This window comes from Streptomyces sp. NPDC096040 (assembly GCF_040303265.1).
Taxonomy (GTDB): Bacteria; Actinomycetota; Actinomycetes; order Streptomycetales; family Streptomycetaceae; genus Streptomyces.
Genome location: NZ_JBEOTA010000098.1, coordinates 1 through 1575 on the forward strand (window position 1 = coordinate 1; position 1575 = coordinate 1575).

General features: G+C 68.4%; 1 protein-coding gene. It reads left to right on the top strand.

Annotated features, from left to right (window positions below; genetic code table 11):
- Positions 1 to 157 precede the first annotated feature (157 nt).
- Positions 158 to 1396, top strand: a complete 1239-nt coding sequence (locus ABTY98_RS42155) for an IS701 family transposase (RefSeq protein WP_502994506.1) — start codon at positions 158 to 160, stop codon at positions 1394 to 1396.
- Positions 1397 to 1575 lie beyond the last annotated feature (179 nt).

Sequence of the window (1575 nt, forward strand, 5' to 3'; positions counted from 1 at the left end):
CTAGTACTCCAGCAGTACTTCGTGGCTTGACCTGGGGAAACGTCGAGCGGTGGGAGTGTAGCGGGCAGGAAGTCGTCACGGACGGCTTCTGCCCGCACGCCCCTCGAAGGAGTGCCCACGACGGCAAGGTCGCCCCGGGCCTGGGAAGTCTCGGGTCGTGATCACCGAACAGGCAGCCGAGACCTGGGACCGCGACCTGGACCACCTCTTCACCACCATCGGGCGCCACTTCGGCCGTGTCGAACCACGCCGCCGCATGCGGGACTACGTGCGCGCACTACTCGCCCCGGTGGCCCGAAAAAACAGCTGGCAACTTGCCGAACACGCCGGCCATGCCACCCCCGACGGACTGCAGCACCTGCTCTGCCGAGCCCGCTGGAACCCCGACGACATCCGCGACGACCTGCAGACCTACGTCGCCGAACACCTCGGCCGCCCCGACGGGGTACTGATCATCGACGACACCGGGTTCCTGAAGAAGGGCACTACCTCCGCCGGCGTCCAAAGGCAGTACTCCGGCACCGCCGGCCGCACCGAGAACTGCCAGATCGGCGTCTTCGCCGCCTACGCCAGCACAGCCGGCCGCGCCCTGGTGGACCGCGAGCTCTACCTGCCCAAGTCCTGGACCGACGACCGCGACCGCTGCCGCGCCGCCAAGGTCCCCGACGCGCGTGAGTTCGCCACCAAGAACACCCTCGCGGCGACGATGGTCCGCAGGGCGCTGGCCTCGCCGCTGCCGATCGCCTGGGTCACGGCGGACGCCGCCTACGGACAGGACAACCGCTTCCGCCGGATGCTGGAAACATCCGGCGTCGGCTACGTTCTCGCCGTCCCCAAGTCCCAGTTCTCCCTGGCCGGCCCACGCATCGACAGGGCCTTCGAACGGGCCCCCGACCAGGCATGGGAACGCCGTTCCTGCGGCGCGGGCGCGAAGGGACAGCGCGAATACGACTGGGCGGCCGTCCAGTTGCGCCCAGTGGCCGAGTACGACCACCAGGACGGCGTGTTGATCCGTCGACGGTGGGCGCTGGCACGGCGCAGCTTGAGCCGGCCGGACGAGATCGCCTACTACCTCGGCTACGCACCGCTGGATGTCGCAGTGGACGAACTGGTGCGCGTCGCCGGCGCCCGGTGGGCCATCGAGGAGTGTTTCCAGGCAGCGAAGAACGAGTGCGGCCTGGACGAGTACGAAGTCCGCCGCTACGTCGGCTGGTACCGGCACATCACCCTGGCCATGCTCGCCCACACCTTCCTCGCTGCGATGAGCGCGCGAGCAGCCGAAAAAGGGGATCCCCCGGTGAGGATGCCGTGGTCATCGAGCTCACCGTGGCAGAAGTGCGGCGACTCCTGGCAGCTCACACACCCCGAGACCTTCACCCCCTCACCCACGTGTTGAGCTGGTCGCACTGGCGCCGACGACGCCAAGCGGTGGCCCGACGCTGCCACTACCGACGTCGTGGGCACTCCTTCGAGGGGCGTGCGGGCAGAAGCCGTCCGTGACGACTTCCTGCCCGCTATACTCCCACCGCTCGACGTTTCCCCAGGTCAAGCCACGAAGTACTGCTGGAGTACTAG